The following is a 26,085-nucleotide window of genomic DNA, read 5'->3' as shown; positions in this document are numbered from 1 at the left end:
GACGTTGATCGCGGCGCCCGCGCGGGGATCATGATCCCGAGATGGAGGCAATCATGCGGAAGTTACGCACGCTGGGCGCCGCGCTCGGCGCGGTCCTGCTCATGGCGATCACCGCCGCGCCCGCCGCGGCCGCGCAGCCGCCCACCCGCACCTGGCACAAGCAGACCCTGTGGAAGCAGTTCACCAGCACCGACCCGGCCACCGGAGCGACGCTCACCACCTGTTTCCGGCTCCCGGCCGTCGTCAGGACGAGCAGGAACGTGCTGCTCGCCTTCGCCGAGCGGCGCAACAGGAACAACTGCGCCGACCACGGCGCGTTCGACGTCGTGATGCGCCGCTCCACCGACCACGGCGTCACCTGGGGGGCGAGCACCGACGTCCTGAAGAGCACCGCGGGGGCCGCCCTCCAGGGGAACGCGACCGTGGTGGCCGACTCCGCGGGGCCGGTGTTCCTGTTCACGACCTCCGAGCCGACCGCGACCCAGACCACGCCCCGCACCCCGAAGGTGCAGGTCAGCAGGGACGACGGGGTGACGTGGTCGGATCCGGAGGACCTGTCCGGCGTGATCAAGGCCCCGGCGGGGGCGGGCGACTGGTTCGCGACCGGCCCCGGGCACGGCATCCAGCTCACGCGCGGTACGCACGCCGGCCGCCTCGTCGTGCCGGTCTACTTCGCCGTGGGGAGCCGGCAGAGCGTCCGGCTGATCTACAGCGACGACCACGGCGGCACCTGGAACGCCGGCGCGACCGCCACGTACGACAAATCGGTACTCAAGCTGGGCGAGCAGACGCTCGTCGAGCGGACCGACGGCAGCATCCTTGTGATCGCCCGCAACGGCGCCGTGCCCGACGACCAGACCTCCGTGCACGGCCTGGCCACGGGCGTGAGCCGCGACGGCGGCCTGACGTTCGACGGCGGCTTCCGCGCGGACACCGCCGTCACCGCCCCGCCGACCCACCCCGCCCTGCTGCGCCAGCGCTGGGACGGCGGCTCGTACACCCGCATCCTGCTGTCGGCGCCCGCCACCCCCAAGACCGACAATAACCCCGTGGGCATGAACGTGCGCTCCTCCTTCGACGAGGGCGCGACCTGGCGCGACCACGACGGCACGATCGACAACGCCGGGGTGCGCATCGACGGCGACCACGCCGGCTACTCGGACCTGGCGCTGCTCGGCAACGGCGCGATCGGCGTGCTGTACGAGGCGGGCGCGGCCCGCTTCCGCGACGAGATCCGGTGGAACTGGTTCTGGGAGAGCGCCATCGGCCTGCGCTGAGCCCGTCAGGGGGAGGCGGGGACCAGGAGAGTCTCGACGGCCGCCGCCACCCGGCGGGTGAACGGCGACGCGCCGGCCGGGCCGTGGAAGGGCTGCGTGGCGCCGTCCGTGACGGCCTCGATGGTGGCCAGGTCGGCGCCCGGGTGGCAGACCACGTCCGTGGCCGGCAGGCCGGCGAGCAGGAACTCGCCCAGGTCGGCCAGGGCCTCGGCCGGATGGGCCGCGCGCCGCACCCAGCGCGGGCGGTCGGCGCGGTCCAGCCGGTAGACGCCGGGCCCCTGGCCGGCCGCGACCCGTAAGGGCGTGTCGCCGCGCAGCCGCACCCGCACCGAGAAGGGCCCACCGCGCTCGGTGGCGCGCAGCAGGCTGACCTGGTTGAACTCCTGCGGGTCCGGCAGCCAGCTCACCCGGCCGCCCAGCATCACCACCAGATGGGCCGGCAGGAACGGGGGCACGCCGACGGCCTGCTGGTTGACCGCCGACACCTCCGTGCTGTCGTCGCAGCGCCACCTGACCGCCGACAGGTAGACCCGCTCGTCCGGCGTGAGCAGGCCGCGCAGGCTGAACAGCCCCGCGACGCCGTACCTGCGCCACGCCCAGACCGCGATGCGCTCCGCGCACTCGATGAGCAGCGCCGCGGCGGGCAGCGGCCACGGGCGCGACCAGTCGTGGCCCGCGCTGCACAGCGGGCCGAGGCCCAGCTCGGCGACGCCGGTCGTCTCGTGCGCGGGCCGGTCCACGTACACGCCGACGCCGCCGGTGAGGTTCGGGACGCTGAGCGCGGTGACGGTGCACGGCCAGCCGTCCACGTACGCGGCCACCCGGTACGGGCCGAGCAGTCGCGCCGCCCTGGACATGTCCTCCTCGCCCGACACGATCACGGTGCCGCGCCCGCCGTACCCGTCGCCCGCCTGCACGACGACCCGCTCGGTGCCGACCGCGCGCCGCAGCTCCGCCAGTCCCGGCAGCCGCTCGGCCGGTACGCACCGGATCCGCGCCACCGCCGGGACCCCGGCCGCCCGCAGCAGGTCGTCGAACAGGTGCCGGGCCTCGATCGTGGCCCGCACGCCCGCCTCGATCGCCGCGACCGTCCCGCCGGGCCCCGCCAGCTCCTGGAGCTGCGCGCCTGTGTGGCAGGTGGCGATGACGGGCGGCCGGTCCAGCTTGACCAGGTGCCGGGCGGCCTCGTGGCGTACGCGCCGCAGCCAGCCGCGCCGCCCGGCCACCGAGCGGCTGCCGGTCTGCTCCTCGGCGGCCACGACCATGCCGGGCAGCGCCGGGTCCCACGCCGCGTAGCAGCCGATGCCCAGCGCGGGCCGCAGCGCCTCGACGGGCATCGGCCCCGTGTAACCGGTGCGCAGGGCGGTGCTGTACCGGTCGACGACGACCAGCGGCCTGCCCGCCAGCGCGGTCAGCAGCTCGGCATGGGCCACCTCGGCCGCCGCCACGTCCATCCCTGCCATGGAGCCTCCTCGTCCTCGGCCATCACGTCACCGTCCGCTCTCTTGACGGTGCGCTGCGTGCGGCGCATCGTCGAGGGCACCGCGATGTGAAGCGATGTGAAGATGAGATGCCGCCACGGCGCACCCGCCCGGTCGTGAACCGGGCCCTGGCCGCGCTGATCGAGCAGGCCGGGTGGACGCACGCCGTCACCGCGCAGCACGTCAACGCCGTCGCCGCCGAGACCGGCGAGCGCCTGCACTACGACCGCTCGGCCGTGGGGCACTGGCTCACCGGCACCGTCCCCAGGCCGGAGGCGGTGCACGCCGCCGTGGAGGCGTTCCGCCGCCGGCTCGGCCGGGCGGACCTCACGCCTGAGCACCTGGGCTGGCCCGGCACCGCCGCCGCCCCGTCCGCCGACGACCCGTGGCGCGGAGACCCGGTCGCCCGCCTCGCCACGCTCGGCGAGGACGACCTGCTCAACCGCCGCACCGTGCTGACCGCCGGCACGTTCACGCTGGCCGCCCTGTCCGGCCTGGCCGGGCGCGGGGTGCCGGCCGTGGCCGCGCTGCCCGGCCTGGTCAGGCACGGGACGCGCGCCCCCGCCGCGCGCGCCGGCGCCGGGGACGTGGCCCGCGTGCGCGCCGCCACCGCCGCCTTCGCCGACCTCGACGACCGCTTCGGCGGCGGCCACGCCCGCGCCGCCGTCGCCGCCTACCTGTCACGCGAGGTGACCCCGCTGCTGGGCGTGGCCGGCGGGCGCGCCAGGCCCGACCTGTTCACGGCCGCGGCCGAGCTGAGCTACCTCGCCGCGTACATGGCCATGGACGCGGGCGCGAACGCGCTGGCCCAGCGCTACTACATCAGCACCGTACGGCTCGCCGACGAGGCCGGCGACCTGGTGCTGCGGGCGACGGCGTTACGCAGCATGGCCGTGCAGGCCGCCGAGCTGGGCCACGACGCCGAAGCGCTCGCGCTGGCCGACGCCGCCGCCTCGGCCCTCGGCGGGCGCGGCCCCCGGCGCACGCTGGCCTGGATCACCGGCATGCGCGCCGAGGCGCACGCCGCGGCCGGCACCCGCTGGGACGCGCTGACCCTCCTGCGCCGCACCGAGACCCAGCTCGAACGCGCCGACTCGCCGCCGGAGACCGAATGGCTGGGCAACTACCGGCGCGAGTCCCTGGAACACCAGATCGGCCTCACCCTCACCCAGCTCGGCGACCACGCCACCGCCGCCCGCCACTTCACCGCGTCCATGGAGGCGCGGCAGCCCGTCGAGCTGCGCACCCGCGTGCTGATCGGGCTGCGGGCGGCGCACGCCAGCGTCCGGGCCGGCGACCCGGAGCAGGCCGCCGTCACCGTCCTGGGCCTGAGCGACGACGTACGGCTGATCGCCTCGGCCCGGGTGCACGACGAGCTGCGCCGCCTGCGGGCGGGCTGGCAGCGCTACCGCACCAGCCCGCTGGTCGCCGAGGCGGACGCCGCCGTGTCCTAAAGAAGATCAGCAAGGCGGTCGGCCTGCTCCGGGTCGCGCCCGAAGCAGTAGAGCATCACCTCGTCCGCGCCCAGCTCCTCGAATTGGGCGATGGCGTCCCTGATCTCGCCGGGCGTGGTGCGCATCCCGGAGACCATGTAGTCGGCGACGCCCGACGAGGCGTAGTAGGCGCCCATCGCCGCGCGCGCCTCGTCGATCACCTCCTGAGGGCCGAGGGCCGCGGTGACCTGGGCGACGATGCGCGGAGAGCCGGTCCGTCCGTGCTCCTTCCAGCTCGTCCGCACGGTGTCGAACAGCCCGCCCGCCCAGGACGGCGGGGCGGCGGCGAGGAAGCCGTCACCCCAGCGGGCGACGCGCTCCAGCGCGCGCGGCTTGAACCCGCCGACCAGCACCTCCGGGCCGCCCGGCCGCGCGGGAGCGGGCCCGATGGGGCCGGCGCCGTCACCGTACGGCTCGCCGGACCACAGCCGCCGCAACGTGGCGAGCTGCTCGTCCATGCGGCGGCCGCGGGCGCGCAGGTCGGTGCCGGCGGCCACGTGGTCGTCGGCCCGGCCGCCGACGCCGACGCCGAGGACGAACCGGCCGCCGCTGAGCCGGTCGAGGGTCGCGGCCTGCTTGGCGAGCAGCGCGGTCTCCCGCAGCGGCGGCAGGAGGACTTCGGTCTGGAGCCGGATCCTGGTGGTGGCGCCGGCGAGGACGGCGAGCGTGACCAGCGGCTCGGGGTTGTCGTAGACGAGACGGTCGAGCAGGCCCAGCGTGGTGAAGGGGCCCGCTTCAGCGCGGGTGGCCCAGTCGAGCAGCGACTTGGGGTCGGTGACGGGCAGGCCGAGGCCGACGTACATGAGGTGCCTCCGGTATGAAGAGACGGCAAAGGACCGTGCCGCCCTCTTCAGCACCCCGTCGACCGGGATGTGCGCTTCCGCTCTGCGGCGTTACTTCTGGAAAGCGCGCGTTCGAATTGCGATCACCCTACAACAACGGCGAGGGACCCCGCACCTCGGCGTGCGGGCCCCTCCCGTGATGGTCAGGAGCGGAGGATCGTGCGGGCGGCCACCAGCTCGCCGCCCTGGAACCCCTCCACCCGGATGACCTGCGCCGACCCGGCCCCCGGCACCGGCACGGTCGTGACCTGCTGCGTCACGTCCACCGACGCCGCCGGCCGGCCGTCCAGGTAGATGTCGGCCCGGTCCACCAGCGCCGTCGTCAGCGTGAGCTGCGCGGCGGCGACCTGCACGTCGAGCCGCCGCACCGGCTGCCCGGCCAGGATCTCGCCGGCCCGCGCGAGCAGGTCCTCGTTGCCCTGCAGCACGTCCCTGCGGGTCATGTGGTGGCGGAAGTCCGGCACCACGCCGAGGTCCTCGACGGGCGTGCCGGCCAGGTCGTGGACGCGCAGCGAGCGCCGGATCGACACCCGCATGCCCGCCCCGCCCGGCAGCGGCTTGTAGGGGCTGTCGGGGACGTCGAGCAGCAGCTTGAGCAGCTCGTGCGTCCACACGTTCGCGCCGCCCGCGCCCGTGTTGTCGTCCGTGCCGAGGATCTTGCCGATCTTGTGGTCCTGGAAGCCGCCGGCGAAGATGTCCGTCGCCGAGTAGCAGAGCGCGTTCGTGACCAGCACGACCGGGCCGAAGTACTGCTGGCCGAGCGCGTTCGCCCCGCCCGCCGGGGTGATCGGGAACGCGGCGGAGAAGACGGCGCCCGTCTCCAGCGCCTGCTCCATCGATGGGCACCACGGGCCGAGGTCGATCTGGCCCGTCGGGTTCTCCTTGTGGCGGCGGCAGATGCGCAGGTTCAGGTTCGTCGTGATGAACTGCGTCGGCTCCGGCAGGATCGGGCGCGGCGTCAACGTCTGCAGCAGGAACTCGCTGGCGAAGATGTGACCGCCGCCGTTGTCGCGGACGTCCAGGATGAGCCCGTTCTGCGGCAGCAGCCCGACGAGCCGGACGAACTCGCGGACGAACGCGTCCGGATCGTTGACGCTGAAGCTGAACACGCGGATGTGGCCGAACGTGCCCGACGGCGTGACGACGCTCCTCGCCCGGAAGAAGCCGGGCATGGACGTCACGATGTCGGCGCCCGGCGCGGCGGGCTCCGCCGTCAGCTCCGCGCCGCCCAGGCTCTCCTGCGAGGTGACGGCCTCGGGCACGTACAGGAGCTTGAGGGCCCGGCTGATCTCGTCCGCGCCCAGGTCGAGGCCCTGGGCGGTGGCGGCGGCCGACACCTCGTCGGCGTTCACGAACGGCGGCAGGTTGTCGCTGACCCGCCAGGTCGTGCTCAGCTCGCGCTGGATCCCGTCCTGGCCGACGTACGTGAGCACCACCCACGACTCGTCCGGCGGCACGTGCACGCGCAGCGGCCTGATCGTCATCGACTGCAGGCCGCGCGCGTGCCGGGCCGCCGGGTTGCTGCCGGCGAACCTGGCCGCGTTCATGTCGACCGCGCGGTCGATCGGGATGCCGTTCCAGTGCGTCACCTCGACGCCGGGGCCGAAGCCCGGCGAGGAGAAGTCCTGCACCGTCTTGGTGACGACGTAACGGCGCTGGTCGCCGTCGTAGTGCTCCTCGATGAGGTACGGCAGGAAGGCGATCCTGCCGGAGAACGGCTGGGGGAGCAGGTAGTTGGTGTGCAGGTCGCGTACCGAGTGGAAGATCTCGGACAGCTCCGCGTGGAAGCGCCATTCCGGGCCCATGGTCTGCGGGGTCTGCCTGCTCAGGCGCACGGCCAGCAGGCGCAGCCGCTGCACCGGGTTCACGGCGTGCATCGCCGCCTTCATCGGCAGATGCACGTAGTTCTGCTCGAAGAGCACCAGCGCCTGCTGGACCAGGAGTCTCCTGTCGTCGAGTGTGAGTTTGTCCGCCGTGCGCAGGAAGTCCTGGAGCTCCTGCTTCGCGGCCCCGCTCGTGGGCTCGGTCATCTTCGTCCACCCGTTCCGGTCGTCCGCGCGGAAGTCGCTGCCGCGCTCGAATACCGGCACGGTTTCACCGGCGCCGCGAGGGTCGCCACGGGAGACAACCTAGGGGTTTCCCTAGCCTGCGGGGGTGCGGCGCGCGGGCCGCCCGGCTTCTGAAGCCGAGATTGCCGGGCGGCCCGGCTCCTCCTGCCAGGACTGCCGGGCCGCCCGGCTCCTCCTGCCCGTCACCGCGTCCGGGACATGCTCACCCGCCGATCGCCTTGGCCTCGTTGCCCTTGAGAACCTGGACCTTGCGCGGCCGGGCCGTCTCCAGCACCGGGATCCGCACCGCCAGCACGCCGTCGCGATAGGCCGCCTCGACGTGGTCGGCGTCCAGGTGCTCGCTCAGGTAGACCCGGCGGGTGAAGTCGCCCATGGGCCGCTCCCGGATGAACAGCCGCTCGTCCTCGCCGTAGGCCTCCTGCCGGTGCGCCGAGACCGTCAGGACCCCGCGATCGACGCTCACGTCGATGGTGTCGGGGTCGATGCCGGGCAGGTCGAAACGCAGCAGCACCTCGTCGGCGCGGCGCAGGCCGTCCATCGGCATGGCGGCGGTCGAGGTCAGGCCGGAGGCGGCCCGCAGCCGGGCGAACTGCCGCTCGAGGTCGTCGAAGATCGTGTCCAGTGTGGTCAGCATCGTCACCACCTCTTTGATGATGTCGGGTCTGTCCAACTCCCTCATTGTTATAGCTCTGCTGAGAGGAAATCTCAAACTGGAGTAGGAGGTTTCCTCATTCATCTGAATGAATGAAATTTTGGCTAGGATGCCGGGCATGACGCCGAGCAGATCACCGGAGCCCCGGGAGCGGGAAACCGCGGTGGAGCGGACGCGTGAGCGCATCCTCGCCGCGGCCGTCGCCGAGTTCGGGGCCAAGGGCTACTCCGGGGCCAGGACGGCGGGCATCGCCGCACGCGCCGGAGTCAACGCCCAGCTCATCACCTACCACTTCGGCGGCAAGCAGGGCCTGCTCGACGAGCTGCGCAGGCGCTGGCAGGAACGCCAGGCCGCCGCCCCCGGCGCCGAGGCCCCGTTCGCCGAGTCCGTCCGCGCCCACCTCGACGCCACGCTCGACGATCCCGACTGGGCCAGGCTCGTCATCTGGCAGGCCCTGGGCGACTGCCCGTTCACCGACGAGGACGACGGCCGGCGGCAGACCGAGCAGCGCCAGGCACTCATGGCCGAGGCCGTGCGGCGGGCCGCGCGCCGCCAGGAGGCTGGGGAGCTGCGAGCCGGGCTGGACCCCCGCTTCGCGGTGCTCGCCGCGTACGCGATCGTCTTCGCCCCGATCGCGATGCCGCAGTTCGTCCGCGACCTCTTCGGCACCGACCCCCTGTCACCGGAGCTGCGGCAGCTGCTGGCCGCCCAGCTCGTCACCCTGCTCACCGAAGACTAGAAAGGCTCGCCACGATGGTCATGGTCGTCTTCGGCGCGGGCGGCAACGTCGGCCGCCACGTCGCCGCAGCCCTGCGCTCGGCCGGTCACCCGCTCCGCCTCACCAGCCGGAACCCCGCCACCCTCCGGCCACTCGATGTCACCGCGACCTTCAGCGCGGCGGCCCTCAGTGAGGCGGCCATCAGTGAGGCGGCCTTCAGTGCGGCGGGCGGTGCTGCCGAGGTCGAGGTGGTGGCGGCCGACCTCGACCGGCCGGACACCCTGCCCGCCGCGCTCGCGGGCGCCACGCACGCCTTCATCTACGCCAGGCCCGACGGCATCGACGGCTTCGTCCGGGCCGCCACCGACGCGGGGGTGCGGCGCGTGGTGCTGCTGTCGTCCGCGGCGGTCGTCCTGCCCGGCTCGGCGCGCAACCCCATCGCGCGGCAGCACCGCGCCGTCGAGTCGGCCCTGGAGGAATCGGGCCTGTCGTGGACGTTCATCCGGCCCGGCATGTTCGCCACCAACACGCTGTGGTGGTGGAGCCGCCCCATCAGGAACGGCGCGGCGGTGCGGCTGCCGTACCCGGAGGCGATGACCGCGCCCGTCAGCGAGCGCGACATGGCGGCGCTCGCGGTGACCGCGCTGATCGAGCCGGGGCACGGGCGGCAGGCCTACACCGTGTACGGGCCGCAGGCGCTCACCCTGCGCGAGCAGGTCGAGCACATTGGGGCGGCCCTCGGCCGGCGGATCCCCGTCGAGGAGGTGACTCCCGAGCAGGCGCGCGCGGAGCTGAGCGAGGTCATGCCCGCCATGGGCGTGGAGGCCATCATGGGGGCGTGGGCCGCGGGCACGACGACCGCCCCCGAGACCAGCACGATCGTGGAGAAGCTCACCGGCCGGCCCGCCCAGACCTTCGCCGCATGGGCCCGCGACCACGCCGCCGACTTCCGCGCCTGACGGCCCTGCCGCGACGGCGGCAATGGAATTTGACAGGCATATTAGTTCGTTGTACGGATGTAGGTAAGTTGAGTCGATGAGACTCAAGGAACGGTCCTCCACCCAACGGGACCTGGGGAAGGAGCAGCGAGGAGGAAGCCATGCCGATGCGCGCCGAACCGTTCCCCTCCGAACCGTTCCGCTCCCCCTCGCTCCGCCGGACGGCCCGCCGGCACCCCGGCGGTGCCCTCGGCCCGATCGACCTGACCGTCCCGCACGCTGCTCCGACACGACCTGTCCGCGACGGAACGAAGCGCACCACAACGCTTCGAAGGGAGAAGACGATGGCCCTACCCGTGCTGCGCTCGGCACCGCTGCGTCCTGCCCGCGACTCCCTCGCGCCGCCGGACCCGCTGCACGAGCTCGTCCACCTGCAGCACCGCATGAGCGTACTGATCGGCGGCGACACCCAGACGGGCATGTGGACGCCCCCGGCCGACATCACCGAGAACGACGACGCCTACCTCGTCGAGATCGACCTCCCCGGCGTCAAGCGCAGAGACGTGACGGTCGAGGTCGCCGGGAACGAGCTGCGCATCACCGGCCGCATCCAGGAGAAGGAGAAGGTGGGCTGGCTGCGCTACCGCACCCGCCGCGTCGGCCGCTTCGCCTACCACACCCTGCTGCCGGCGGGCGTCGACGCCGACCGCATCCGCGCCGACCTGACGGACGGCGTCCTGACGGTACGCCTCCCGAAAACCGACGCCGCCCGGCCCCGCCGCATCCCCGTCCACACCGCCTGACACCCCAGCCTGCCGCCCCCGGCCTTGACGCCCCGGGTGGCTGTCCCGGCCTGGCGCACCGGCCTGGCGCACCGGCCTGGCGCACCGGCCTGGCGCACCGGCCTGTCGCCCCGGTCTGGCGCTCCGGCTGTCGCTTCGGGCTGTCGCCCCGGCCTGCTGTCCCGGCCGGGCACGCCGCCCTAATCGCCCACGGCCGCTGCCAGATCCGGTCGTGGGCCGCCTTTCCGGTCGGGGGCGGTGTGCCGCAGCCGGTGGTGACACCGTGCTGGCGCCGCCGTGGCCCGCACCGGGCTGCTCGCGGCCCTCGGTGTGCGAGGTTGCGGGCCTGCTGAAGTGGGCTTGTGCGGGCAGTGCAGGCGTAGGCCGTGCTGGTGTGGGCCGTGCTGGTGTGGGTCGGCGTGCGCACGGCGGGCGTGGGCAGGGCGGGCGTGGGCAGGGCGGGCGTGGGCAGGGCGGGCGTGGGCAGGGCGGGCGTGGGCAGGGCGGGCGTGGGGAGGGCAGGCGTGGGCCGTGCCGGTTGGGGCGGGCCGGCGTAGGTCGTCCTGGCGGAGGGCGGCGCGCGGCCCCCGCCGTGCGGCGACGTCGGCAGGCCCTGGCACCGGAGGGCGCGGTGGCTGAATGACGATCCGTTATTTTACGAGTGAAACACTTGCTAAACTTGCTGGGTGAGTGCCATCCCGTTTCGCCAGCTCAAGCCCCGTGTCCGCCTGCCCGTCCGAGCCGCGCTGCGTCTCGCGCCCCTCGGTGACATCTGGCACAAGCCCGCCCTGAGCGGGGTGGCCGCACTCGCCGTCGTCCTGCTCGCCCTTCTCGCGGCCGGGCGGCTGGACCTCACCCTGTACGCCTCCGCCGGCGCGATGTGCGCCCTGTACGGGCACGGCCTGCCGTACGCCGCGCGGGCCAGGGCGCTCGGCTGGGTCGTGCTGGGGATGCTGGCCGGCACCGCCGCCGCCCTCGTCACCGCCGCCCTCACCGACTCCGTCGCCATCCGCGTGGCCGTGGCCGCCCTGCTGGCGGGGCTGCACAAGGCGGCCTGCGACGCCACCAGGATCGGCCCGCCGGGGAACGTCGTGCTCACCTTCGTCGCCGCCAGCGCCGCTTTCGTCCCCGGGCAGCGCCTCGCCGACGTGCCGCTGCACGTGGGGCTGGGGGTGCTCGGCGGGATCGTGGCCTGGGTGGTCGGGATGGCCCCGGGCCTCGTCCGTCCGGACGGGCCCGAGCGCATCGCGGTCGCCCGCGCCCTGGAGGCGACGGCCCGGCTGGTGCGTGCTCGCGACGAGGCCCGCGGTTCGGAAGGGACGGCCGGGCTTGTGCCTGCTCACGCCCCGGGAGGTGCGCCTTGGCCTCCTGTCGCTCGCGCCTCGCAAGGTACGCCTTCGCCTCCTGGCGCTCGCGCCCCGCAAAGCCCGGCTTGGCCTTCTGGCGCTCGCGGCGACGTCCGCCGAACGCAGGGTGGCGACGATCACCAGGTGCGTCACGCCGCCGCTGCGGCCGTGAACGGGGCGTGGCAGACGTTGCTGCGTTCCGGGGATCGGCGCGACGGGCTGCGGCGGTTGCTGGTGCGGGCCGAGTCGGCCGCCGCCAGCGCCGGTGGCGGGGTGGACGCCGACGTGCTCATGGCCTGGGCGCATGACCTGCGCAAGGGCCGTCCCGTCCCCGAGCCGCCGCTCTGCGACGCGCGCACGGACGCGGCCGAGCGGGCGGAACTGGACGGCATCGCCGCCGAGCGGGCTGAGCCTGCTCCGGTCGCCGGGGCGCGGTGGCGGGTGCCGTTCGTGCTGGTGGCCCGGTGGTGGCGGGTGGTCGTGACGGTGTTCGCGGGTGCGGCGCTGGCGGGGTGGGGGTCGATGGCGCTCGGCGTGGGACGGCCGTACTGGGCCGTTGTGACGGCGGCGGCCGTGTTCGCGGCCAACACCACCATGTCGTGGAGCCGTGCCCTCCAGCGCGTGCTCGGCAACCTGCTCGGCGTCGCCCTGTTCACCGTGATCGTGCCCGTGACCAGGTGGGGTGCGGTGGCGTTGATCGTGGCGGTGCTGGCCATGCAGTTCGTGACGGAGGCGGCGATCACCCGCAACTACTGGCTGGGGAGCGTGTTCGTGGCGCCGATGGCCATGTTGATGACGGAGTTCGCCGGGGCGGGGCCGGTGCCGGCGCTCGTGGCCGATCGGTGGCTGGACACGTGCCTCGGGGCCGCCGCCGGGCTGCTGGCGTGCGTGCTCGTGCCCGACCGGCGGGCCGCCGCCCGCGTACAAGATGGGCTGGAGCGGCTGGAACGGCTGGTCGGGGAGCCGCTCACGGAGGGCAGGGACGCGCGGGACCGGTTGCGAGGGGCGCTGGTGGAGCTGCGTGAGGCGGCCGACGTCGCGGCGGGCGAGTGGTGGAGCGCGACGCTGCCACAGGAGCGCATCGCCGCCGCCGAACGCGCCGGCCACCACCGGCTGGCCCAGCTGTCCGCCTGACCGGAACGGCGGTGCCGAGGCGCGACGCTGGCCGGGTGCGGCGGTGGGGTGCGGAGGGGGCGGCGGTGGCGGGCGCGGAGGTGATTGGTGGCGCGTACGATCGGAAGCCACCGGACACCCCAGCCACAGGAAGGATCGGGCACGTGGAGGACGCCGTGGCGGTCGCGCTGCGCCAGTGGCGGAAGGTCCTCCCCGACGCCGACCTCGACGCCGTCGCCGTCATCGGCCGGCTCAACCGTTGCACCGCCCTCCTGCACCAGGCCGCCGACGCGCCGCTCGGCCGCGCCGGCGTGAACCGGGCCGAGTACGACCTCCTGTGCGCCCTGCTCCGGGTGGGCGGCGAGCTGACGCCGGGCAGGCTGGCCCGCGAGACGTTCGCCTCGGGGCCGCCGTGACCAAGCGGGCGCGGCGGCTGGTGGAGATCGGCCTGGTCGCCCGCCGCGTGGACGACCGCGACCGCCGCGTGGCGCACCTGTCGCTCACCGAGCGGGGCAGGGAGTTCATCATGCGGCTGGTGCCGGAGCAGCTCGAGTACGAGACCGCGCTGCTGGCCGGCCTGCCCGCCGAGAAGGAGCGGGAGCTCGCCGACCTGCTGGGGGAGCTGTTGCTGATGCTGGAGGGCCGCCTGGGCGGGATGCTCGGTTAGCGGGTGGTCCAGAAGGCGGTCAGCGGGTAACTCCGAAGGCGGTCAGCGGGTGGTCCAGAAGGCCGAAGGCGGTCAGTGGGTGGCTCAGAAGGCGTAGTTGCGCAGGACGGTGAGGGCCTGGGGGCCGTGGGGGCCGGTGGCCTTGAGTGCCGAGTCGGCGGGGCTCAGGCGGCGGGCGCCGACGCGGCAGAAGTCGCCCGCGGGTCCCGTGATGACGGACGGCGCGGCCGGGTCGCCGAAGTGCCACACCTCGCCGTCGGGTGCGGTCAGCTCGCAGCGGACGGGCCCGCCCGTCAGGCCCTCCACCTCGAACGCGTACGGCAGCGTGCGATGCCCCAGCCACGCGATGTGCCGCAGCCGCGGCGTGTCGGGGTAGGCGAGGCCGAGCGGGCCGGTGATGTCGAGGGCGTGCGCCCAGTGCTCGGCCAGGCGGGTGGTGGCCAGGGTGGCGGGGGAGAGGCTGGTGGCGACCCAGGTCAGGCGGCTGTCCTTGGGGTGGGCGCGGAGCGCGGCGGGCATGAACGCGGTCGCCGCCCGCCAGCGGGCCAGGAGATCGGCGGGGGCGATGTCGCGCTCGGCGGCCACGGCGCTGTCGGCCATGGCGTCCACCTCGCCGCGGTTCCGCGGGCCGGCCAGCTCGCCCCGGATGGAGGCGGCGGCCAGCTCTTCGGTCTGGGCGAGGTGGAGGACCACGTCGGAGACGGTCCAGCCGGTGGCGGCCGATGGGTGCGACCACTGGGCGGGGGTGAGGGTGGCGAGGACGGCGTCGAGTTGCTCGTACTCGGCCTGGAGGTCATCGAAGATGTCCGTCATGTCCTACCACACTACAGAACAAAGTTCTGAGGCGGGGAGAGGTAAGGCTCGCCGAGCGGAGGCGCGGCTCAGGTGAGGAGGGGGAGGGTGGTGAACGTGTGGGTGGCCCAGATGCGGCGGGACGCCTCCTCCGGGTAGGGGACGACCGCCGGCTCCACGTCGAAGACCCTGGTGAGGCGGCCTTCCGGTTCGTACGGTGCCCAGCCCGGCCCCTCGCCGGCCGCGAAGCGGGTCCAGGCGTGCCGGAAGGACGCCGACACGGCGGCGGCCTCGCCGGGGACGGGGTCGCCGAGGAAGAACGTGCCCATCCCGCTGCCCAGGTTCCCGAACACCAGGGGCACGTCGAGCCCGTGGCAGGCGGCCCCGATGGCGGGTGAGGCCCAGGCCAGCTCGTACGCGTACACCCGCCCGCCCCCGGCGGCCTGCGCGTCGGCGAGCCGCTGGGACGGCATCCGGAACAGCCAGTCGGACTGGACCAGCTCGTTGAGCAGGTCGGGCCCGGCCGAGGGGTAGGCGTCGCGGTAGGCCTGCTCGCGTCCCGGCGCGAACACGCCCAGCAGGTCGCGGCCCTCCGCCTGCCCCATCTGGGTGAACAGCCGGTACTCGTCCCGCGTGTGACCGACGATCAGCTCGACGTCGCGCCCCGCCCCGGCGGACAGGGCGCTCCAGGGGTCACGCGGCAGGACGTCGCCGTCCACGACGGGGGAGAACGGGGTGACGGTGTGGGCGACGGCGCCCCAGCGGTCCTCGTACTGGCGCATCTTGGCCGTGGCGGCCTCGGCGGCGGTGACGAGCCGGCCGGGGTCGACGGCGGCGAGCGCGCCGGCCTCGGGCGGCAGGCCCAGCTCGGCGGCGAGGACGCCGGCGATGTCGGCGGCCAGCGGCGCGGAGAAATACGTGCCAGGGACGCTCTGCGCGATCGCCCGCCCGAACAGCCCGGCGGCGCGCGGCATGGCCATGAGCGCGATGATGGACCCGGCCCCCGCCGACTCCCCGAACACGGTGACGCGCCCCGGGTCGCCCCCGAACGCGGCCACGTTGTCGCGCACCCATTCCAGCGCCGCCACCTGGTCGAGCAGCCCCCGGTTGGCGGGCGCCCCGTCGAGGTGGGCGAAGCCTTCCATGCCGACGCGGTAGTTGAGGGTGACGACGACCGCGTTCCCCTCCCTGGCCAGGATCGCGCCGTCGTAGACGGAGTCGCCGGACTGGCCGCCCCGGTAGGCGCCGCCGTAGATCCACACCATGACGGGCAGGCGCGCGCCGGCGCCGGGGGACGGCGACCAGACGTTGACCGTCAGGCAGCTCTCGGCGCCGCCGCCCTCCACGGCCCCCGTGACCATGGACCGCTGGGGCGGCGGCGGCCCGAAGGCCACGCAGTCGCGGACGCCGTCCCACGCCTCGGCGGGCTCGGGGGCGCCGAGGCGGGCGGGCCGGGCGTACGGGATGCCGCGGAAGACGGCCAGCCCGCCCTCGGTGCGGCCGCGCACGCCGCCTGTCGTGATCCGGACCTCGGGGTCTGTGGTGGTGCTCATGCTCGGCCGCCTTTCTTGGAATCCGGATCCAAGATTACGGGGCCGTTCGGCGACGAGATCTGACCGCTCGCCGTAAAGAGCAGAAGCATGCCAGATACTGCATACGGTATGTGATAAGCGATGATGCGTGTCAATGAGTACGAGGTTCGCGAGTCCCACCGGCTTCCTCAGTCGTTCCCGTACCGTGGCGGCACCCACCTGGAGCCGTTGGCTCGTGCCGCCCGCGGCGCTCTCCGTGCACCTGGCCATCGGGCAGGCGTACGCGTGGAGCGTGTTCAAACCCCCGCTGGAGTCCGCGCTCGGGCTCTCCGGCACCCAGAGCGCGCTGCCGTTCCAGCTCGGCATCGTCATGCTCGGCCTGTCGGCGGCCTTCGGCGGCACCCTCGTCGAGCGCAACGGGCCCCGCTGGGCCATGTTCGTCTCGATGACCTGCTTCTCCTCCGGCTTCCTGCTGTCCGCGCTGGGCGTGCTCACCCGCCAGTACTGGCTGGTCGTGCTCGGCTACGGCTTCGTCGGCGGCATCGGTCTCGGCATCGGCTACATCTCGCCCGTCTCCACGCTGATCAAGTGGTTCCCGGACCGGCCGGGCATGGCCACCGGCATCGCGATCATGGGGTTCGGCGGGGGCGCGCTCATCGCCTCGCCGTGGTCGGCGCAGATGCTCGCCTCGTTCGGCCCGACCACGACCGGGATCGCCACGACGTTCCTCGTTCACGGCGTCGTGTACGCGGTGTTCATGTCGATGGGCGTGCTGCTCGTACGGGTGCCGCCCGAGGGCTGGGCCCCGAAGGGCCGGCGGCCCGCCGTGCTGAGGACCCGCCCGCTGATCACCACGGCCGACGTCTCGGCCCGCAACGCGTTGCGTACCCCGCAGTTCTACTGCCTGTGGATCGTGCTGTGCTGCAACGTCACCGCCGGCATCGGCATCCTGGAGAAGGCCGCGCCGATGATCACCGACTTCTTCACCGGCACCCACGCGGCCGTCGCGGCGGGCGCGGCGGCCGGGTTCGTGGCGCTGCTGTCGCTGGCCAACATGACCGGCCGCTTCGTCTGGTCCTCCACCTCCGACCTCATCGGGCGCAAGAACATGTACCGCGTCTACCTGGGCGTCGGCGCGCTGCTGTACCTCGTCATCGCCCTGGCCGGCGAGAGCTCCAAGCCGCTGTTCATCATCTGCGCGCTCGGCATCCTGTCCTTCTACGGCGGCGGCTTCGCGACCGTGCCCGCCTACCTCAAGGACCTGTTCGGCACCTACCAGGTCGGCGCCATCCACGGCCGCCTGCTCACCGCGTGGTCCACGGCCGGCGTGCTCGGCCCGCTCATCGTCAACGCCATCGCCGACGCCCAGAAGGCCGCCGGGCGCTCGGGGCCCGACCTCTACACGACCTCGCTGTTCATCATGATCGGGCTGCTCGCGGTGGGCTTCCTCGCCAACGAGCTGATCCGTCCCGTCCACGAGAGACACCACGAACGGCCGGCGGCGGTGCTGGAGGAAGGACAGGCCGTATGAGCACGAAGGAACGGCGCACCGGGCTGATGGTGCTGGCCTGGATCTGGGTGGGCGTGCCCTTCGCGTACGGGGTGTACGAGCTGTTCCTGAAGCTCACCCAGCTCTTCTCCGGCTGACATCGGGACAGGACCGGCAGGACCGAAGCGGAAACTAAGCGGCGGCGCAGGGCGGTCCTCAGCGCTCGCTAAGCGGGGCGTGCCAGGTTACGGGGCACGCGGGACACTGAGCCCGCCCGAAGCGAGGGGCAGATCAATGTCGATCACCGACCTGAGGACCACCACGCAGAGACAGATCGCCGAGCTGCAGCCCGACCCGGCCACCCGGGAGTTGCTGGCCGACGACCGGGTCCAGGCGATCATGCGGGAGATCGAGGGCAGCCTCGACCACTACACGATGCGGTACCAGGAGAAGTACCGCATGCTGTCGGAGCGGGCCGCCGCCCGCATGCAGGAGTCCATGCAGGCCCAGCAGCCCATGCAGGCCCAGCCCATGCAGGCGCAGCAGCCGATGCACGCCCAGCAGGCCACCCGCATGCGGGAGCCCGTCAGCGCCGGCGGCTACCACGAATCGCTCGGCGCGCCCGCGTACCCGGGCATGGCGCAGCAGGGCCGCCAGGGCGAGCAGGCCGGGATCGCCGAGCCGGGCCGCGCCGCCGGGCAGATCATGGGCTCCAGGGCCGCCGGGATGCCCGAGGTCACGACGCCGATCACGCAGCTCCAGCCGCCGTACCTCTGGTTCGACCTCATGGCCGTGGGGCCCTACCGGGAGACGTTCCAGGGCGGGCCGCTCCAGCCGGCGCGCGTCGTGCACTTCGGCGAGAAGGTCGTCCTGTTCGCCGTGCTCTGGCGCAACCCGATGCCGCTGCCCGGCGGGCCCTCCGCGGCCGACGTCATGGCGCCGTACGTCTTCCAGGTCCGCGGCGTCACCGTCGACCTCAACACCGTCACCCCCGGGCCCGTGCTGGCCCCGGCCCCCGAGGCGTTCAACGCCGGGTTCTTCAACATCGTGCCCCTGCAGATCCCGACCGCGCCCCAGCCCGCCGACGGCCAGCCGCGCCCGCTGGAGATCCACCTCACCGTGGACATCCTCGGCGTCGGCGTCGGCCTGCCGCCGTTCGCCGGGTTCGCCAGCCGGTGGTTCCGGCCCGACCTGCAGCCCGGCTTCCTCGGCCAGCCCGACATCCTGCCGGGCATCGTCGAGGAGAGCCCCGTCAGGATGCTGATCTACGCGTAGCACGCATCCGTACCGCATCCGTACCGCGTGATGAGCGCGTCATGAGCACGGAGGGGTGGCGGGCCAAGCTCGACGCGCGGACCAGGCACCACCTGGCCGCCGCCGGTGACGAGGCCGGCCCGTTGGAGATCCTCCTGCTCACCGCGGTCCCGCCGAGCCGCGCGCAGCTCGCCGAGCTGCGCGCGGCCGGCCTGAGGACGTACGCGGCCGAGGGAGCCGTCGTCTCCGGAGCCGTCGAGGGGGTCGCGCCGCTGCGGCGGCTGGCCGGGCTGCCCTTCGTGCTGCGGATCGAGCTGTCCCGCGAGGGGCATCAGGAGCAAGGGCAGGGATGGGCATGAGAACGCTGGACGCACGCCTGCGGCACCTCCTCGCGCGGACACGGGAGCAGGCCGACCTGGAGGGCACGACGCTGGCGGACCGCGTCGGGTGGCGGCGCGGCCCGGAAGTGGGCCCGGAAGTGGGCCCTGAAGCGGGCCCTGAAGCGGGCCCGGAAGTGGGCAGGGCAGCGGGCACGGCAGCGGGTGCGGTGGAGGGGACCGTCGAGGTGCTGCTGAGCGCGAGTGACCGCCGCGCGCTCGACGACGTGCCGGGCCTGACCGTGCACACGGCGCAGCGGGACGCGGGCCCGCCCGGCCCGCTCTACACCGCGCGGGTGCCCGTCGCCCGGCTGGAGGAGCTGGCCGCGCACGGGTCGGTGACGCGGATCGAGTCGTCCAGGCCGCTGTTCCCTGAGCTGAACATCTCGCTCAAGGACGTACGCGGCGCCGTCCCCGCCCCCGACGGCTCGGGCCCCCTGCTCGGCGAGGGCGCCATCGTGGCGATCATCGACTCCGGCATCGACTACACGCACCCGGCCTTCCGCCACGCCGGCGGCTCCCGCATCCTGCGCCTCTGGGACCAGTCGGCGCCCGCACCGGCCGGCGGCTCCGTGCCGTACGGGGCCGAGTACGCCAAGGAGGACCTCGACAAGGCGCTCGGCGACCCGCACCCGCTGGAGATCGTGCCGCACGAGGACGCCGACGGCGGGCACGGCACCCACGTGGCCGGCATCGCGGCCGGCGACGACAGCCAGCTCGGCGGCGTCTACCAGGGCATCGCGCCGCACGCCGACCTCATCGTGGTCGCGCTGGCCGGCGAGCCCGGCGTCACGCTCGGCCGCTCGACCCAGCTCGTTGCCGCGGTCGACTACGTCGTACGGCGGGCCGAGGGCCGTCCCGTCGCCATCAACGTCAGCCAGGGCATGAACGGCGGCGGCCACTCCGGCGAGTCGCTGGTCGAGCGGGCCCTGGACGCCTACGCCCGCCGTCCCGGCGTCGTCATCGTCAAGTCGGCCGGGAACGAGCGCGAGTGGCGTACCCACGCGGGCGGCACGATCGCGCAGGGCGAGGTCGTCACGCTCGACCTGCTCGTCCAGCCCGGGGACGCCGATGACGACATCGTGGAGGTGTGGTTCGGCGGCGAGGACGAGATCAGCGTGAGCGTGGCGCCGCCGAGCGGGTCGCAGACGCCGTTCACCGCTCCGGGCGAGGAGCGGACGTTCACCACCAGGGGCGGCGACCGGGTCACGATCGACAGCGAGACCGACGCCTCGGCCAGCGGCGACACCGCCACCACCGTCATCATCTCCGCAGGGCGGGCCGGGCAGGGCATCGAGGCGGGCCTGTGGCGGCTGGTGCTGCGCGGCGGCCCCGTCACGCACGGCCGCTACGACGCGTGGATCGAGCGCGCGCCGCGCGGCGGGCCCGGGGCGGGGGAGCAGACCACGTTCGCGGCCGGCTCGTCCGACCCGTCCCGGACGATCACCGTGCCCGGCACCGCGCGCCGCCTGCTCACCGTCGGCTCGTACGCCACCCGGCCCACCGACTGGAGCGCCGGCTTCGGCTCGCTGTCGGCGTTCAGCAGCCGCGGCCCCACCCGGCTCGGCCACATGAAGCCCGACCTCACCGCGCCCGGCGAGACCGTCGTCTCGGCCCGCCGCGCCGGCAGCCCGCTGCCGCCCCAGCCCGACCGCGCGCACACCCTCATGGCGGGGACGAGCATGGCCGCGCCCCACGTCTGCGGCGCCGCCGCCCTCGTCCTGGCCGCCCGCACCATGAGCGGCCTGGCCCAGCTCACGGGGGAGCAGGCGGCCCAGCTCCTGCGCCGCGCCGCCAGACCACCGGGCCCGGGACCGGCCGGCGAGCCGGATGCCGATCACGCCTGGGGCGCCGGGAAGCTGGACGTCGCGCGTGCCGTCGAGCTGGCCGCCACCGCCGCGTTCCCGAAGGTCGTGAACGTGCGCGCCGACGGCGCCACGCTGCTGTGGGAGACGGACACGGACTGCTCCTGGCAGGTACGCTGCCACACCGTCCCCGCCCGCCTGGCCATCGGCAAGCACGTGGCCGAGCGCACCGGCACCGGCTTCGGCCGCGACCATCGCGCCGACCTGAGCGGGCTCCCGCCGGGCGCCTACCACTGCGAGATCGTGGTCACCGACCGCGGCGGCCTGTGGACGCGCGACGACAACGGCGGCCCCGGCCACATGGTGCCGGTGGAAGGCGCACCCCCGGCCGTGGCCGGGGACGACTTCCAGCGGGTCAAGGGCGTCGGCCCGAAGATCGCGGGGCTGCTGCACGAGGCCGGGGTCACCACGTTCGAGCAGCTCTCGGCCCTGTCGGTGGAGGAGCTGGCCGCCATCCTGCACCCGGCGGGCATCGGCGCAGAACGCCTGGCCAAGCAGGGCTGGATCCGCCAGGCCGCCGACCTCGCGGCCGGGGAGCGCCGGGCGGTGCCGGAGCGGCACACGTTCACGCTGACGCTGACCGCCGACAGCGGCACCAGGGAGGTGCTGAACTGCGAGATCCGCCACCACCAGAGCGACGATGTCTCCCGCGTGCGCGGCTGGGACGTCGAGCGGCTGCTCGCGTTCATCGCCGAACGCGCCCGCCTGCGGCCGGAGTGACCCCGGAACGTCGTCAGCACCTCCGAAGGCGGGCGCGGGCGGGCCGGCACGAGGCTGATGATCCTTCCGGTGGCGGTTCGAGGCTCAGACGGTCAGGTGGCGGCGTACCGACTCGAACAGGGCGTGCGTCTCCGGGCTGGGCGTCATGCCGAGCACGGCGTCGAGCTCCCTGCGGCACGTCTCGTACTGGGCCAGCGCCTTGTGCGGCTGGTTCTGGCGGGCGTGGCAGCGCATGAGCAGGCGGTGGGTCTGCTCCCTGCACGAATCCCTGGCCAGGACCCGCCGGCACGTGTCCACGCACTTCGCGTACGCGCCCTCCGCCAGGTACAGGGCGGCCAGGCCGTCGAGCAGGTCCACGTACGCCGTGCTCAGCCGCTCCCGCTCCGGCACCACCCAGTCCAGGTACGGGGCGTCCTCCAGCAGGTCGCCCGCATACAGTGCCCTCGCCGCCTCGTGCCGGGCGATCGCCTCCCCGCGCTTGCCGTCCTCCTCCTGGAGCAGGGCCGCCGTGGCGCACCGCCCGGCGAACTCCTCGACGTCCAGCCAGATCGACAGGCCGGGCGCCAGGGCGTACGTCTCCCGCTCGTAGACGATCACCTGGCGGTCCGGGTGCGCGGCCTTGCGGAGGTCGGCGCGCAGGGCGTGCATGGTCGCGTTGAGCCGGTTACGGGCGGCGCCCTCCGGGACGCCCGGCCAGATCGCGTCGATCACGACGTCGCGGCGGATGGGCTTGGGGTGGGACAGGAGCAGGTACATCAGCACCGACCTGCCCAGCTTCCCCGACCACTCCTCCACCGGCCGCCCGCCCACCCGCAGCCGGAACGTCCCCAGCAACCACGCCTCCACATCGGCCCGCCCGCCTTCCCGGCCGAACCCAGCCGCCGCCCCGGCCACGTTGTGCACCTCGCCTTCCGGTCCTGAGGTGGTGGCCCGCTCCGGCCGAGTGTGCGCTGCTGCCGCGCCGGGGGTCGTCGCCTGCCGCGTCGCCACGTGGTCGGGCGGCGCGGCAGGGGTCGGCGGGGTGGGTGCCGCTCCGTTCGGCGGGATGGTGGCGTGCGGCGAGGCGGTGACGTGCGCCGGAGCGGTCGCGCCCATGCCGGAGGCGGTCGCGTGGGGCCAGGTGGTGGCATGCGCCGGAGCGGTGGCGCCCGTGCCGGAGGCGGCTGTGCGGGGCCAGGTGGTGGCGTGCGGCGGGGCGGTGGTGCTCGTGGCCGAGGCGGTCGCGTGAGGCCAGGTGGTGGCTTCCATCGCCTGGAGCAGCAGCATCATGCGTTTGTGGGCCGAGCGGGCCCGCATCGTGCGGCGGATGAGGCGCAGCGCGTGCCGGATCCGGTCCGCCGGCTCCGGTTCGGTGGTGAGGTCGCGGGCCCGGCGGCCGTGCTCCAGCGCCTCGCCCAGCCGCCCGACGACGAGCGCCGCCCTGGCCCGGCGCCACGCTGCCTCCAACCCGGCGGGCATCCCGCCCGCCCCGGCCGGCGGCCCGTCCGGTCCGGCGGACATCACCTCCGGTTCGGCGGACATCACCTCCGGTCCGGGTGGGGTGAGGGTGACGTCCGTTTCCGACAGGAGGTCGGACAGGAGGGCGCGGTCGTTCGCGCGGCGGGACAGCTCCACCGCCTCCCGGGCCGCGTGCGCCCCCACCAGCTCGCCCGCCAGCAGCGCCAGCCGCCGCCGGAAGGCCGGGGTGCGGGCGGGGCGCAGGGCGCAGATGGCGGTGGACCAGAACGGGAGCATGCGGTACCAGCCGCCGGTGAGCGGCTCCCACCACGGCTCCTTGCCGGGCTCGCGGAGCGCGGGCCGCAGCGCCGTCAGGTCCTCGTGGGCGTACCCGAGCCGCGCGGCCAGCGCGAGCGCCTGGAGCCGGGCCGGTTCGGCGTCCCGGAGCAGCCACGCCACGACGGAGGCGACGAGCTCGGCCAGGCCGCCGGCGCGCATGACCCGCTCGGCCAGGACGTCCTGGCGGGCGGCGCCGCGCAGGCACGCGGCCCGCAGCACCGAGTCGATGACCGCCGACCGCCCTCCCGTCACGGCCACCAGCCGGTCGATGACATCGCGCCGCAGCGGGCAGTCGAGGTGCCCGGCCGCCGCGACGGCGCTCTCCGCCCGCACCGCCAGCCCCCGGTCACCCGCGCACGGCGACAGGACGACCTCGCTGGCGGCCAGCGCCGGGGCGGGGCCGCCGAGCCGGGTGGGGTCCGCGAGCGGCTGCTGGATGACGACGGTGCCGGCGGGCTCGCTCGCCGCCGCCAGGCGCCGCAGGTCGTCGGGCTCCAGCTCGTACGGGTCCGGCCGCAGCCACCCGAGCCCCCGGCCGGCCCGCAGCAGGTCGGCGGCCAGCTGCCCCTCGACCAGGTACCCCTCGGGAACGAGGAGGTGCAGCCTGGCCCGGTCGCCGAGCCCGTCGAGCGAGAACTGCGCCGGCCACCTCAGCTCCGGCATCGGCGCGGCCACCTTGGCGAGCAGCATCGTCGCACCTCCGGGGACGGCAGGTCCGCCGAAACGATAGGCCGAAACGATAGGCCGGGCCGCGCCGCGCCGACAACAGGGGGACGGCCAGGGTTCACCCTAGGGAGCAGGGCGGGTGACATCAGGCTTACCCCGGCCGGACAGCGCCTCCCACCGCACGCCTAACCTGTCGGACAGTGCCTCTCACCGCACGTCTAACCCGCCGGACAGTGCCTCTCACCGCACGCCTAACCCGCCGGACAGTGCCTCTCACCGCAGGCCCAACCCGCCGGACAGCGCCCCTCACCCCAGTCGCCGCTCCACCGTCTCCGCGATCAGGTCGAGGGCGTCGGCACCGGCGGGTAGCACGTTCACCAGCGTGAAGAAGACGTGCATCTGCCCGTCGAACCGCCGCAGCTCCACCGGCACCCCCGCCTCCCGCAGCCGCCGCGCGTACTCCTCGCCCTCGTCCCGCAGCACGTCGTGCTCGGCCGTCAGGACGAGCGCGGGCGGCAGGCCGGACAGGTCGGCGGCGCGCAGGGGAGAGGCGTCGGGGTTGGCGCGCTGGGCGGGGTCGGGCGCGTAGTGGTCCCAGAACCAGGAGACGGCGTCGCGGGTGAGCATGAGCTGGTTCTCGGGGTCGAGGTAGGAGGGGCGGTCGAGGTCGCAGTCGGTGACCGGGTAGACGAGCACCTGGAGCGCGATGGCGGGGCCGTTCTCGTCCCTGGCGCGCTGGGCCACGACGGCGGACAGGTTGCCGCCCGCGCTGTCGCCGGCCACGACGATCGGCAGGCCGGGCAGGTGGCCGGCGGCCCAGCGCAGCGTGGCGTAGGCGTCGCGGGCGGCGACCGGGTAGCGGTGCTCGGGCGCGAGCCGGTAGCCGGGCAGGACGACGGTGCAGCCGGTGCGTACGGCGAGCTCCCTGCCGAGCGTGTCGAACTCGTCGATGTCGCCGAGCACCCAGCCGCCCCCGTGGAAGTAGAGCAGGATGCCGCGCGGCGGGCCGTCGGGGGTCAGGACGCGGGCGGGGAACGCGGCGCCGTCCTCGGCGGGGATGCTGACCTCTTCGACGCGGGCCAGGTCGGGGCCCTTGCCGAACATCTCGCTCAGGGAGGCGCTGAGGGCGCGGGCCTCCGCCACGCTCATCTCGTGGATGGGCTTGCCGCCCGTCTCGGCGAGCTGTTTGAGGAACTCGGTCGTCGCGTGGTCCAGTGCCATGGGAGGTCACCTCGTGCGGGGGAACGACGTAGGTCTCCCCGAACGTAGGTTCCGTGGCCGAAGTTGTCGAGACCGGCTCGTGTGAAGCGGCTGACCAGGGGCAACGTGATCAGGATGGAAGAGGTTACGGTGTCGTCCTGGCGGGAGCTGGATGATTCGGTGGGCGAGGCGGGCCGCGGTGCCGGGGCCGGGCACTCGCATTCGACGCTGGTGTTCCGGGGGCTGGCCCGCAGTACGTACACGCACATGTCGGGTTTGGCGCGGCTGCGGGGGGACTATGCGGCCGTCGAGTCCCACCTGATACGAAATTTCCGGAAATATGCGCACCGGCAAGCCCCGGGGCCGACGGTCTGGGACTGGCTGGCCCTCGGCCAGCACCACGGCCTGCCCACGCGCCTGCTCGACTGGACGTTCTCCCCGCTCGTCGCCCTGCACTTCGCCACCGCCTCCTGGCCAGAGGACGACGGCGTGCTGCTCGCGATCGACTGCGCCGGCGCCCACGAGCTGCTGCCGCCGTCGCTGAGCGAGCTGCTGGCCGAGGAGGGCGCGCTGGTGTTCACCACGGAGATGCTCGCCCGGGTCGCGGCCGACCTGCCCTCCTTCGACGGGCTGACCGGCGACCGGCCGTTCCTGGCCTTCTTCGAGCCGCCGTCGCTGGACGAACGGGTGATCAACCAGTCCTCGGTGCTGTCGCTGCTCTCCGACCCGGCGTTCCAGCTTGAGGAGTGGCTGGAGGAGCATCCGGGGCTCGCGCGTGCCTGGGTGATCCCGGCGAAGGTGAAGGCCGAGGTCAGGCAGCGGCTCGACCAGGCGAACATCACCGAGCGCGTCCTGCTGCCCGGCCTGGACGGGCTGGCCGACTGGCTGCGGCGCTACTACTCGCCCGGCTCGATCGAGGACGGGGGCGGCGACGGCGGGTCGATGACGGGCCAGGAGGAGCGCCACCGCCAGGACGGCCGCATGGCCGGATGAGTCTCTAAGCCGCTCAGGCCCGGTCCATGGCGGGCTTGGAAAG

23 protein-coding genes are annotated in these 26,085 nt (G+C 74.1%); 15 read left to right on the top strand and 8 right to left on the bottom strand.

All coding sequences use genetic code 11. The features are described from left to right. The first annotated feature begins 53 nt into the window (after nucleotides 1-53). Nucleotides 54-1,277, top strand: coding sequence for a sialidase family protein (locus tag KIS93_RS45565; protein WP_186404807.1), 1,224 nt, complete (start codon nucleotides 54-56; stop codon nucleotides 1,275-1,277). Nucleotides 1,278-1,282: 5 nt separating this feature from the next. Here the strand turns inward: KIS93_RS45565 and KIS93_RS45560 are convergent, their stop codons facing one another. Then, a complete protein-coding gene (locus KIS93_RS45560) occupies nucleotides 1,283-2,740 on the bottom strand; it encodes a hypothetical protein (protein WP_155128272.1) in 1,458 nt (485 codons plus the stop codon). A gap of 134 nt (nucleotides 2,741-2,874) precedes the next feature. Between KIS93_RS45560 and KIS93_RS45555 the strand changes: the two genes are divergently transcribed. After that, nucleotides 2,875-4,212 (top strand): NsdA family TPR-like regulatory protein, encoded by a 1,338-nt coding sequence (locus tag KIS93_RS45555; RefSeq protein WP_246005463.1) that lies wholly within the window; start codon nucleotides 2,875-2,877, stop codon nucleotides 4,210-4,212. Here the strand turns inward: KIS93_RS45555 and KIS93_RS45550 are convergent. The 3 genes from KIS93_RS45550 to KIS93_RS45540 form a co-directional block, all read right to left on the bottom strand. Next, a complete protein-coding gene (locus tag KIS93_RS45550; protein WP_080041513.1) occupies nucleotides 4,209-5,054 on the bottom strand; it encodes an LLM class flavin-dependent oxidoreductase in 846 nt (281 codons plus the stop codon). The two genes, KIS93_RS45555 and KIS93_RS45550, sit on opposite strands and share 4 nt — an antisense overlap. A 182-nt stretch (nucleotides 5,055-5,236) precedes the next feature. Further along, nucleotides 5,237-7,183, bottom strand: a complete 1,947-nt coding sequence (locus tag KIS93_RS45545; RefSeq protein WP_222107885.1) for a S41 family peptidase — start codon at nucleotides 7,181-7,183, stop codon at nucleotides 5,237-5,239. A 181-nt stretch (nucleotides 7,184-7,364) separates the two neighbouring features. Beyond that, nucleotides 7,365-7,832, bottom strand: a complete 468-nt coding sequence (locus tag KIS93_RS45540) for an Hsp20/alpha crystallin family protein (protein WP_230465450.1) — start codon at nucleotides 7,830-7,832, stop codon at nucleotides 7,365-7,367. A 100-nt stretch (nucleotides 7,833-7,932) separates the two neighbouring features. Between KIS93_RS45540 and KIS93_RS45535 the strand changes: the two genes are divergently transcribed. The 7 genes from KIS93_RS45535 to KIS93_RS63860 all read left to right on the top strand — a co-directional run bounded on the left by KIS93_RS45535 (nucleotide 7,933) and on the right by KIS93_RS63860 (nucleotide 13,378). Continuing rightward, nucleotides 7,933-8,553, top strand: a complete 621-nt coding sequence (locus KIS93_RS45535; protein ID WP_080047087.1) for a TetR/AcrR family transcriptional regulator — start codon at nucleotides 7,933-7,935, stop codon at nucleotides 8,551-8,553. Nucleotides 8,554-8,567: 14 nt separating this feature from the next. Then, nucleotides 8,568-9,491 (top strand): NAD(P)H-binding protein, encoded by a 924-nt coding sequence (locus tag KIS93_RS45530; RefSeq protein ID WP_080041512.1) that lies wholly within the window; start codon nucleotides 8,568-8,570, stop codon nucleotides 9,489-9,491. Nucleotides 9,492-9,814: 323 nt separating this feature from the next. Continuing rightward, on the top strand, nucleotides 9,815-10,273 hold the full coding sequence (locus KIS93_RS45525; protein ID WP_080041511.1) for an Hsp20/alpha crystallin family protein: 459 nt from the start codon (nucleotides 9,815-9,817) through the stop codon (nucleotides 10,271-10,273). Nucleotides 10,274-10,638: 365 nt separating this feature from the next. Next, entirely contained in the window at nucleotides 10,639-10,809 is a 171-nt protein-coding gene (locus KIS93_RS45520) for a hypothetical protein (protein WP_155128270.1), read from the top strand. A gap of 129 nt (nucleotides 10,810-10,938) precedes the next feature. After that, a complete protein-coding gene (locus KIS93_RS45515) occupies nucleotides 10,939-12,732 on the top strand; it encodes an FUSC family protein (protein WP_222107884.1) in 1,794 nt (597 codons plus the stop codon). A gap of 143 nt (nucleotides 12,733-12,875) precedes the next feature. Further along, complete coding sequence (locus tag KIS93_RS63865; RefSeq protein ID WP_222107883.1) at nucleotides 12,876-13,127, top strand: hypothetical protein; 252 nt, start codon at nucleotides 12,876-12,878, stop codon at nucleotides 13,125-13,127. Continuing rightward, nucleotides 13,124-13,378, top strand: coding sequence for a helix-turn-helix domain-containing protein (locus KIS93_RS63860; RefSeq protein WP_222107882.1), 255 nt, complete (start codon nucleotides 13,124-13,126; stop codon nucleotides 13,376-13,378). The genes KIS93_RS63865 and KIS93_RS63860 overlap by 4 nt, the downstream gene beginning before the upstream one ends. A gap of 84 nt (nucleotides 13,379-13,462) precedes the next feature. Here the strand turns inward: KIS93_RS63860 and KIS93_RS45505 are convergent, their stop codons facing one another. Next, a complete protein-coding gene (locus KIS93_RS45505) occupies nucleotides 13,463-14,191 on the bottom strand; it encodes a maleylpyruvate isomerase family mycothiol-dependent enzyme (RefSeq protein WP_080041508.1) in 729 nt (242 codons plus the stop codon). A gap of 68 nt (nucleotides 14,192-14,259) precedes the next feature. Then, nucleotides 14,260-15,723: a carboxylesterase/lipase family protein gene (locus tag KIS93_RS45500; protein ID WP_080041507.1), complete on the bottom strand. Its 1,464-nt coding sequence runs from the start codon at nucleotides 15,721-15,723 to the stop codon at nucleotides 14,260-14,262. A 133-nt stretch (nucleotides 15,724-15,856) separates the two neighbouring features. On the opposite strand from KIS93_RS45500, the gene KIS93_RS45495 reads away from it, so the two are divergent. From KIS93_RS45495 to KIS93_RS67890, 5 genes are all read left to right on the top strand, one after another. Next, entirely contained in the window at nucleotides 15,857-17,233 is a 1,377-nt protein-coding gene (locus tag KIS93_RS45495) for an L-lactate MFS transporter (RefSeq protein ID WP_080041506.1), read from the top strand. Further along, the gene (locus KIS93_RS69290; protein ID WP_418113028.1) at nucleotides 17,230-17,349 is read left to right on the top strand and encodes an MFS transporter small subunit; all 120 of its coding nucleotides are present in this window, start codon (nucleotides 17,230-17,232) and stop codon (nucleotides 17,347-17,349) included. The genes KIS93_RS45495 and KIS93_RS69290 overlap by 4 nt, the downstream gene beginning before the upstream one ends. A 136-nt stretch (nucleotides 17,350-17,485) precedes the next feature. Continuing rightward, entirely contained in the window at nucleotides 17,486-18,466 is a 981-nt protein-coding gene (locus KIS93_RS45490; protein WP_080041505.1) for a hypothetical protein, read from the top strand. A gap of 41 nt (nucleotides 18,467-18,507) precedes the next feature. Continuing rightward, nucleotides 18,508-18,804 (top strand): hypothetical protein, encoded by a 297-nt coding sequence (locus KIS93_RS45485; RefSeq protein WP_080041504.1) that lies wholly within the window; start codon nucleotides 18,508-18,510, stop codon nucleotides 18,802-18,804. Beyond that, nucleotides 18,801-21,407 carry a S8 family serine peptidase gene (locus KIS93_RS67890; RefSeq protein ID WP_155128267.1) on the top strand — a complete coding sequence of 869 codons (2,607 nt, stop codon included), beginning with the start codon at nucleotides 18,801-18,803 and terminating at the stop codon, nucleotides 21,405-21,407. The genes KIS93_RS45485 and KIS93_RS67890 overlap by 4 nt, the downstream gene beginning before the upstream one ends. A gap of 84 nt (nucleotides 21,408-21,491) precedes the next feature. Here KIS93_RS67890 and KIS93_RS45475 read toward each other — a convergent pair whose 3' ends face one another. Continuing rightward, nucleotides 21,492-23,873, bottom strand: a complete 2,382-nt coding sequence (locus tag KIS93_RS45475) for an AfsR/SARP family transcriptional regulator (RefSeq protein WP_080041502.1) — start codon at nucleotides 23,871-23,873, stop codon at nucleotides 21,492-21,494. A gap of 282 nt (nucleotides 23,874-24,155) precedes the next feature. Beyond that, nucleotides 24,156-25,070, bottom strand: a complete 915-nt coding sequence (locus tag KIS93_RS45470) for an alpha/beta hydrolase (RefSeq protein WP_080041501.1) — start codon at nucleotides 25,068-25,070, stop codon at nucleotides 24,156-24,158. A gap of 114 nt (nucleotides 25,071-25,184) precedes the next feature. On the opposite strand from KIS93_RS45470, the gene KIS93_RS45465 reads away from it, so the two are divergent. Then, nucleotides 25,185-26,042, top strand: a complete 858-nt coding sequence (locus KIS93_RS45465; RefSeq protein ID WP_080047085.1) for an FRG domain-containing protein — start codon at nucleotides 25,185-25,187, stop codon at nucleotides 26,040-26,042. Nucleotides 26,043-26,085 lie beyond the last annotated feature (43 nt).

Source organism: [Actinomadura] parvosata subsp. kistnae (assembly GCF_900323885.1).
Classification (GTDB): domain Bacteria; phylum Actinomycetota; class Actinomycetes; order Streptosporangiales; family Streptosporangiaceae; genus Nonomuraea; species Nonomuraea composti.
The sequence above is the reverse complement of the archived record's forward strand: the minus strand, read 5'-3'. Positions and strand labels throughout refer to the sequence as shown.